This is a genomic window from Roseiarcus sp. (assembly GCF_049514155.1).
Lineage (GTDB): Bacteria > Pseudomonadota > Alphaproteobacteria > Rhizobiales > Beijerinckiaceae > Roseiarcus.
On the sequence record NZ_JBEKVH010000158.1, the window covers coordinates 1 to 8,607 of the forward strand.

An 8,607-nucleotide genomic window follows, 5' to 3' on the forward strand; every position below is an offset into this window, starting at 1 on the left:
GTCGATGTCGAGCCCGTCCATCACCAGATGGTCGCCGAAACCGACCTTCAGTCCGCGCACGCGGATGACGACCTCGCCAACGCGCGCGCCCTCGTCGAGGTCGGCCGGCGGCGGCGCGGCGGGGTTGGTCTCGGGCTCGGTCAATAGCGCACCGCGGCGAAGAACATGGCGAACAGCCCATCGAGCACGATCACCATGAAGATGGATTTGACCACCGACGCGGTCACCTGCCGGCCGAGCGACTCGGCCGAACCGGCGACGGCGAAGCCCTCGATCGAGGCGATGAGGCCGATCACCAGCGCCATGAACGGCGCCTTGATCAGGCCGACGGCGAAGGTGTTGAGGCCGATCGCGTCGTGCAGCCGCTGGACGAACACGACCGGCAGGATGTCGCCATAGACCCAGGCGACGCAGGCGCCGCCGACCAAGGCCGCCATGTCCGCGAGAAAGGTCAGCAGCGGCAGCGCCAGGATCAGCGCCAGGATGCGCGGAAGGATCAGCACTTCCATCGGGTCGAGCGCCATGACCGTCAGGGCGTCGACCTCTTCGCGCATCTTCATCGAGCCGAGTTCGGCGGTGATCGCCGAGCCGGAGCGGCCGGCGATCATGATCGAGGTCAGCAGCACGCCGAGTTCGCGCAGCACCAGGATGCCGATCAAGTCGACCGTGAACGGCGACGCGTTGAAGCGCGCGAGCTGGAAGATGCCCTGCTGGGCGACGATCGCGCCGACGAGGAAATTGATCAGCAGAATGATCGGCGCGCTGCGCAGCGCGAAGATCTCGAGATGATAGAAGGTCGAGGTCCAGCGCCAGCGCGGCGGACGGACGAGGACGGTCAGGCCGACCGAAACCATGCGGCCGAGGAAAGCGACGCCGCTGACGAAGTCGGCCCCCGCCCCGTAGACGCTTTCGCCGATGTCGGCGAGCAGCGAAGTCAGCGTCGGCGGCTCGCGCGGCCCGGCTGTCTCGACCGGACGATAATGGGCTTCTTTGAGCAGGATCGCGTGTTCGGGGCGCGCGCCGACCACCTGCGTCACGACGCCGCGGGCCACGAGCGCCTGCACCGAGCGGTCGATGACCCAGGCGCCGGCGGTGTCCATGTGCTCGACGCCGGAAAGATCGATCAATACGTCGTGCGCGCCTTCGGCGTCGGCGACCAGCGCGTCGGCCCCGTTCTCGAGCCGCGCGCCGGCGTCGATGGTCCAACCGCCGGCCAAGTCCAGCCGGACCCCGGCGGCGGTCCGCTCGCAGGCGATGGCGGGGGCGATCGGCATTGAGCCTCCGTCTGAGGCGCCCGGCGTGGCCGCGGCGCGGGCGACCCGCTTCGCGCGGCCCTTAAGAGCGCCAAGGCGACGCGGCGCGCGCGACCAGACTTCCGCCGATTTTGCGACCGCCTTCGGCTCTTAGCCGCCGCCGGCGGCGCTGTCGAGGCGCAGGCGCGCGCTTCCCACGCGAATCAACCGCAAATTACCGGCCGGGTGGCGTGTCCCGTCAGGAGCGAAGCGAGCGAGAGCGAAAACAAAACCGGCACGAATCGGCGACGCGCGATTCGAATCCGCATTTTGCGGAAAAGGCGAGTCGAATCCGCGGTGTCTCGCGGGCGACGGTAAACGCCCCGTCGCGGCGCCCGGTCCGTTGCGGACCTGAAACGGGACGGTCCGGGCGAAAGCGCGAACAAGCCCGGCACGAATCGCGGGCCGCGCGACTCGCTCCCACAGCGCGGCGCGAAGCAAGTCCGCCGAACGCCGCGCGCCGCCAAACGCGCGAGCATGGTTGAGGAGCGGTCAATCGCCGCGACCCGGCGCGGTCCCGGCGCGGGAAACGGCGGCCAAAGCGCGGACGAAAGCGGGTCGAATCGGCGTTGGCCGATTCGCGCGCGTCATTCGCCGCGCCGTCAATCCATCGCCGCGGCTTTGAGGATGCACACCATCGTCGCCTGGGCGGTCGTCGCGCCGCGGTTGCGGATCGCGTGCGGGCGATCGCCGCGGTAGCGCAAAGTCTCGCCGGCGCGCGCGACCTCGATCACCTCGCCGACTTCGACCTCGAGCTCGCCCTCGAGCACCGACAGGCATTCGATCGAACCGCGCGGGTGCGGCTGCGAGCCGAGCGCGCCGCCCGGCTCGGCCTGAAAATCGTACCATTGCAGCCAGTCGACGGTTTTCAGCCAGCCGATCACCGCCAGCCGGCACAGGCCGTCGTCCGACACCAGGATCGGCGTCTCGCCGCGGCTGACGCGTTCGACGAACGGTCCTTCCTCGGTTCCATGCAGGATCGACCCGATCGAGACATCGAGCGCATGGGCGAGCCGCCAGATGGTGGTCAGGGTCGGATTGGTCTCATTGCGCTCGATTTGCGAGATGATCGACTTGGCGACGCCGGACTGGGCGGACAGGTCGGCGAGCGACTGGCCGGCGCTCCGGCGCAGCTTGGCGACGGTGCGGCCGAGCTGGCCCGACAGCGCCGCCGCGCCGGCTTCCAGCACCTTGGCCTTGTCCTTGCCCTCGACGCCCATGTCCGCTCTCCGTTCGCCCGCGGCCCATTATAGCGGGCGGCGTACGGAATATAGAACGGAATCGTCCGGCATTCGCGCGTTCACAGCGCTTCGACGGTCTCGGCCGGTTCGGCGGCGGGGCGGACGCCGCGCCGCCGTCGTTCGCGCCACAGGACCAGGACGCCCGCCCCCGCGACGACCGCCGCGCCGGCCAGGACCGCGGCCGACGGCGTCTCGGCGAAGAAGGCGTAGCCGAACGTCGCCGCCCAGATCATCGAGACATAGTCGAAGGCGGCGATGATGGAAGCGTCGGCGAAACGGTAGCTGTGAGTCATCAGGATCTGCCCGGCGCCGCCGAGCAGGCCGATCGACGCCAGCAGGCAGAATTCGAGCGCGTTCGGCGCGACGAACGTCTGGCCGGCGAAGAAGTTCGCGCCGGGTGCGCCGCTCGGCCAGACAGCGGCGAGGATCAGCAGCGCGGCGCTGATCACCGCCGTCACCGTCGAGAAATAGAAGACGATCGCTCCGGTCGCCTCGGAGCGCGTCAGCCGCCGGGTCTGGATCATCGCCACCGCCGAGCAGAACGCGCCGGCGAGCGCCACAGTCGCGCCGAGCGAATAGCCCGCCGTCGCGCCGGTCCCTTGGCCGAGGTCGTCGGACAGCATGACCAGCACGCCGACGAAGCCGATCCCGACCGCCGCCCAGCGATAGGGCCGAACGATCTCGCCAAGCGTCAGCGCCGCCATCGGCACGACCAGCAGCGGCGTGGCGAAGGTGAAGGCGGTCGCGTCGGCGAGCGGCAGCAGCGACAGCGCGATGAAATTGGCGAACATGCCGCCCGAGCCGGCGAGCGAGCGGCCGATGTGGCCGAGCTTGCGGCGGGTGCCGAGCGCGTGCGGGAATTCGCCCCGCCGCGTCAGCCAGACGACCAGCGTCGCCATGGCGAAGATCGAACGGAACAGCACGATCTCGCCGACCGGAAACCGCAACGAGACCGACTTGATGATCGCCGACATCGCCGCGAAGGCGAAAGTCGCGGCGATTTTGAGAACGATCCCGAGCAGCATTGGACTGGTTCAGAGCGCTCCCGGGAAGGCGCCGCCGTCGATCAGGATGTTCTGGCCGGTGAGGTAGCCGGCCGAGGCGCTGGCGAGGAACGCGCACAGCGCGCCGAATTCCTCCGGCCGGCCGAAGCGGCCGGCGGGGATCGCGGCCTCGCGCCGCGCGCGCAGAGCCGCCGCGTCTTCGCCGTTTGCCGCCGACTTGGCGAGGGTGACGCGGATGCGGTCGGTGTCGAACGCGCCGGGCTGGATCGAATTGATGGTGACGTTACGGCTGGCGTAGGCGCGCGCGCTGGCGGCGACGAAGGCGGTGAGCCCGGCGCGGGCGCCCGACGAGACGTCGAGGCCGGCGAGCGGCGCGCGCACCGAGGACGAAGTGATGTTGACGATGCGGCCGAAGCCGCGCGCCGCCATGCCCGGCAGCGCGCGCTGGATCAGCGCGATCGGCGTCAGCATGTTGGCCTCGAGTCCGGCGAGGATCATCTCGCGGGTCAGATCGACGAACGCGGCCGGCGGCGGCCCGCCGTTGTTGTTGACGAGAATGTCGGGCTCGGGACAGGCGGCGAACAGCGCGTCGCGCGTCGCCGGATCGTCGAGATCGCCGCAAACGGCGAAAACCTCGGCGCCGGTCGCGGCGCGGATCTCTTTCGCCGTCTCGGCGAGCCGCGCCGGGTCGCGGCCGTTGATCGTCACGGCGCAACCCGCCTCGGCCAACGCGCTCGCGCAGGCTTTGCCGAGCCCGCGACTCGACGCGCAGACGATCGCCTTGCGGCCCTTGACCCCCAGATCCATCCTCGCCTCCCGAGCGGCGCCTCCGCTTTCGCCGTTCCGGGGCGACTTTTGGTCGAAATCGGCGCGCGAGGCCAGCAGAACCGATCCGCCGGCGGCGGCGGCTCACTTAGACGCGCTCACGATCGCGTGATGTTACGGCGCGCGCCGCCGCCGCGGCCGACGGAGTGCGTGCGGCCGACGCTGCGGCCGGCGTTTCTTGGCCGGACGCGATGCGGGCGCGATCGCTTGGCGCAGCAACAGGGCGGGAATGGCGTCGGCGGCGACCGGGCGGCTGAAGTGGTAGCCCTGCAATTCGTCGCAATGGTTCTCGCGCAGGAAGGCGACCTGCGCTTCCGTCTCGACGCCCTCGGCGATGACCCTGAGGTTGAGCTTCTGGCCGAGCGAGATCACCGCAGAGGCGACGGCGCGGTCGTCTTCGTCGTCGGGCAGATCCTGGATGAACGAGCGATCGATCTTCAGCCGCTCGACCGGGAACCGCTTCAGCGCGCTGAGACTCGAATAGCCGGTGCCGAAATCGTCGATCGACAGTCGCACGCCGAGCGCGCGCAATTCCTTCATCGTCTCGATCGCGCGATCGACGTCCCGCATGACCAGGCTTTCGGTCAATTCCAGCTCGAGATATTTCGGTTCGAGCCCGCTCTCGGCGAGCGCCTCGGCGACGGCGGCGACGATGTGGTTCTCGCGGAACTGCCGCGCCGAGACGTTGACGCTGACGGCGATCGGCGGCAGGCCGGCGTCCTGCCACGTCTTGTTCTGCCGGCAGGCTTCGCGCAACGCCCAGTCGCCGATCGGCACGATCAGTCCCGATTCCTCGGCGATCGGGATGAACGTCGCCGGCGGCGCCAGGCCGAGCCGCGGGTGCCGCCAGCGGATCAGCGCTTCGACCGCGAACACTTCGCCACTGCGCAGATCGACCTGCGGCTGATAGTGCAGAACGAAGTCGCGGCTCGGATTGGCGTTGCGCAATTCTTCGAGCAGCGTCAGCCGCTCGCGCAAATTGGCGTTGATCTCCGGCACATAGAACACCAGGCCGTCGCCGCCCGATTCCTTGGCGCCGTACATCGCGGCGTCGGCGTTGGCGAGCAAGGTCTCGGCGGCGCCGCCGTCAATCGGATAAATCGCCGCGCCGAAACTGGAAGTGACACGGAAGCTGCGGCCGTCCAGTTCCACCGGCGCGACGACGGCTGAACGAATGCGATGCAGCATTGCGCCGATTGTCGGCCTATCCTTGGGCGGATCGATCAGCAGCACGACAAACTCATCGCCGCCCAGCCGCGACACGATGTCGTTGGGGCCGACGGCGGCGACCATCCGCTCGGCCATGGTCTTGAGCAGCGAGTCGCCGGCGCCGTGGCCGAGGCTGTCGTTGACGTACTTGAAGTTGTCGAAGTCGATGTAGACGACGCATAGCCATGCGCCGCGCTGCGCCGCCGCCTGCAGCGCCCCCGCCAGCTGTTCGCCGAACTGGGCGCGGTTGGGCAGGCCGGTCAGCTCGTCGTGGGTGGCCATGAACTGAATGCGCTCTTCGGCGCGCCGACGGGCGATGGCGATGCCGGCGATGTGGATGGCCATCTCCAGCAGCCGCGACTCGACCGAGGTCGGCGCCCGCACGGCGCGCGAATACATCGCGAACACCGCCAGCGCCTCGCCGCGATCGGAAAGGATCGGCGTCGACCAGCAGGAGCGATAGCCGTAAGGCCTGACGAGCTCGCGAAAGTCGGCCCACAGCGGGTCGGCGAGGATGTCGGTGACGATCACCGGCTGGCGACGATAGGCCGCGGTGCCGCACGATCCGACGCTCGGTCCGATCTCGGCGCCATCGATCGCCTTGATGTAGTCGGGCGCCAGGCTCGGCGCGGCGGCGTGGCGCAGCCGGCGCCCCTCCTCGTCGAGCAGCAGGACGGAGCACAGGATGCCGTTGAGCTGCGATTCAACCAGCCGCGCCAATGCGTCGAGGATCGCCTCGAGCGGCGCGCTCATGGCGATCATTTCGAGGATCTGCGCCTGGCCGTCGCGCAGCAGATTGGAAAGACGGCGATCGGTGATGTCGCGCGAAACGCCGGCGACGCCAAAGATGTCGCCGCGCGCGTTGCGCACCGGCACCTTGGTCGTCAGGAGCCAAGACTTGCCGCCGGCGCCGTCGTAAAGGTACTCTTCGAGGTCGATCATCGGCCGGCCGGTGCGGATGATCTTCTGCTCGTCGTCGAAGAACTTCTGCGCGATCTCCAGCGGCAGCAGCTCGAGGTCGTTCTTGCCGATCATGTCAGCGGTTTCGCTGAAGCCCATGCGCGTCGCCGTGACCTTGTTGCAGATCACAAAACGGCTCTCGACGTCCTTGACCCACAGGTTGTCGTGGAGGCAATCGATCAAGGTCTGCAACGAAACGCGCTCGTCGAACCCGGCGCGCTGATCGCCGAACTCGGTGACGTCCTCGTGAGTCGAAATCCAGCCGCCGTCGGGAAGCGCCTGCCGCCGAACCGCGATCGTCCGGCCATCCGACAATTTGTCGCGCCACTGGCGCGCCTGCTCGTCGAGACGCATCGGCGCGCGCAACACCAGATAATCGTCGACCTCCAGCGGCAAAGTCCGCGCCTCGAGCCGCAGGTCGACGATCTCGCGCCACGCGACGCCGGGCTTCAGGCGCTCCACGTCGAGCCGATAGAGTTCCGCGTAGCGGCGGTTGCAGACCGCCAGGCGCGCCTGGCGGTCGAAGACGCAGACGCCTTGCGGCAGCGCTTCGATCGCGGCGTGGAAGAGGCTGGATTCCCCGGTGAGGCGACCGATCTCCGCCTGCTGTTCGCTGACGACGGCGCTTTGAGCGCCGCTGGCGGCGCGCAGCAGGCTATCCAGGGCGGAACCGCCGACCGAGGCCTCGTCGTGGCGGGGCTGTCGCTTCGCGCGCACTCAAGGACCCTCCAACGGGCAAAGCAACCTTCGCGGCGGCGCGTCCTATCCCCGCCAAAGCCTTGGAACGATAGAAGCGGTCGATTAATGGAGGGTGAAAGACGAGGTCGGCCAAGCAATTGTCCGCGGCCTTGTAACGCTCGCGGAGAGGCCAGAAAAACATGGTGAACGCGGACCCCGTCGACGCCGTCGTGGTCGGCGCCGGACCCGCCGGCCTAGCGGCGGCGGAGGCGCTTGCTCACGCCGGCCACGGCGTCGTCGTTTACGACGCCGCGCCCTCGCCGGCGCGCAAGTTCCTGCTCGCCGGCCGCGGCGGCCTCAATCTCACCCATTCCGAACCGCTCGAGGCGTTCCTCGCTCGCTACGGACCCGCAGCGGAGCGGCTCAAAGCGGCGATCGCGGCGTTTTCGCCCGACGATCTGCGCGCCTGGGCTGAAAATCTGGGGGAGAAAACCTTCGTCGGCAGCTCTGGCCGAGTCTTCCCCAAGAGCTTCAAGGCGACCCCGCTGCTGCGCGCCTGGCTGAGGCGCCTCGACGGGCTCGGCGTGGCGCTGAGGCCGCGCCGGCGGCTCACCGGCCTGGAGCGCGGCGGCCGCCTGCGCTTCGCCGGGCCGGACGGCGCGGAGGAAGCGAAAGCCAAGGCGGTCGTGCTGGCGCTCGGCGGCGCCTCGTGGCCGCGGCTGGGGGCGGACGGCGGCTGGGTCGACGGACTGCGCGCGGCGGGCGTCGAAGTCGCGCCGCTCAAGCCGGCCAATTGCGGCTTTCGCGTCGGCTGGTCGAAACATCTGAGCGACCGCTTCGCCGGCGCGCCGCTGAAGGCGATCGCGCTGACGCACGCGGGACGAACGGTGCGCGGCGAAGCGATGATCGACCGCGACGGCATCGAGGGCGGCGCGGTCTACGCGCTCTCCGCCGCCTTGCGCGACGCGATCGCGCGCGACGGCGCCGCGACGCTGGCCGTCGACCTCAAGCCCGATCTCGGCCTCGAAGCGCTCGCGGCGCGTCTGCGCCGGCGGCCGGGCGAATCGACTTCGACCCTGCTGCGCCGCGCCGGCCTGACGCCGGCGGCGATCGCGCTGGCGCGCGAGGCCGGCCCCCTGCCCGACGCGGCCGAGGCGCTCGCGGCGCAAATCAAGCAGGTCGAAATCCGCCTGACCGCGCCGGCGCCGATCGCGCGCGCGATCTCAAGCGCCGGCGGCGTCAAATGGGCGGAGATCGACGAGACCTTCATGCTGCGCAAGCTGCCCGGCGCATTCGTCGCCGGCGAGATGATCGACTGGGAAGCCCCGACCGGCGGCTACCTGCTGCAGGCGTGCTTCGCGACGGGGCGCGCGGCGGGGGTTGGGGCGGCGAGGTGGG

The 8,607-nt window shown here is 69.7% G+C and carries 6 protein-coding genes; 1 reads left to right on the top strand and 5 read right to left on the bottom strand.

What is annotated here, in order from left to right; all coding sequences use genetic code 11:
- Positions 1-140: 140 nt before the first annotated feature.
- The 5 genes from ABSF49_RS17915 to ABSF49_RS17935 form a co-directional block, all read right to left on the bottom strand.
- Positions 141-1,274 (bottom strand): ABC transporter permease, encoded by a 1,134-nt coding sequence (locus ABSF49_RS17915; RefSeq protein WP_424114007.1) that lies wholly within the window; start codon positions 1,272-1,274, stop codon positions 141-143.
- A 620-nt stretch (positions 1,275-1,894) separates the two neighbouring features.
- Positions 1,895-2,512 carry a helix-turn-helix domain-containing protein gene (locus tag ABSF49_RS17920; RefSeq protein ID WP_424114008.1) on the bottom strand — a complete coding sequence of 206 codons (618 nt, stop codon included), beginning with the start codon at positions 2,510-2,512 and terminating at the stop codon, positions 1,895-1,897.
- 80 nt (positions 2,513-2,592) lie between these two features.
- The gene (locus ABSF49_RS17925) at positions 2,593-3,558 is read right to left on the bottom strand and encodes a DMT family transporter (RefSeq protein WP_424114009.1); all 966 of its coding nucleotides are present in this window, start codon (positions 3,556-3,558) and stop codon (positions 2,593-2,595) included.
- A 9-nt stretch (positions 3,559-3,567) separates the two neighbouring features.
- Positions 3,568-4,344: an SDR family oxidoreductase gene (locus ABSF49_RS17930; RefSeq protein ID WP_424114010.1), complete on the bottom strand. Its 777-nt coding sequence runs from the start codon at positions 4,342-4,344 to the stop codon at positions 3,568-3,570.
- 132 nt (positions 4,345-4,476) lie between these two features.
- Positions 4,477-7,248, bottom strand: a complete 2,772-nt coding sequence (locus tag ABSF49_RS17935) for an EAL domain-containing protein (protein ID WP_424114011.1) — start codon at positions 7,246-7,248, stop codon at positions 4,477-4,479.
- A 161-nt stretch (positions 7,249-7,409) separates the two neighbouring features.
- On the opposite strand from ABSF49_RS17935, the gene ABSF49_RS17940 reads away from it, so the two are divergent.
- Positions 7,410-8,607 (top strand): TIGR03862 family flavoprotein (locus ABSF49_RS17940; protein ID WP_424114012.1); only part of this gene is annotated, 1,198 nt, incomplete at its 3' end.

Excerpts from the sequence above, each read along its gene's own strand:
- ABSF49_RS17915 (WP_424114007.1), bottom strand. The coding sequence starts at position 1,274 with ATGCCGATCGCCCCCGCCATCGCCTGCGAGCGGACCGCCGCCGGGGTC.
- ABSF49_RS17920 (WP_424114008.1), bottom strand. The coding sequence starts at position 2,512 with ATGGGCGTCGAGGGCAAGGACAAGGCCAAGGTGCTGGAAGCCGGCGCG.
- ABSF49_RS17925 (WP_424114009.1), bottom strand. The coding sequence starts at position 3,558 with ATGCTGCTCGGGATCGTTCTCAAAATCGCCGCGACTTTCGCCTTCGCG.
- ABSF49_RS17930 (WP_424114010.1), bottom strand. The coding sequence starts at position 4,344 with ATGGATCTGGGGGTCAAGGGCCGCAAGGCGATCGTCTGCGCGTCGAGT.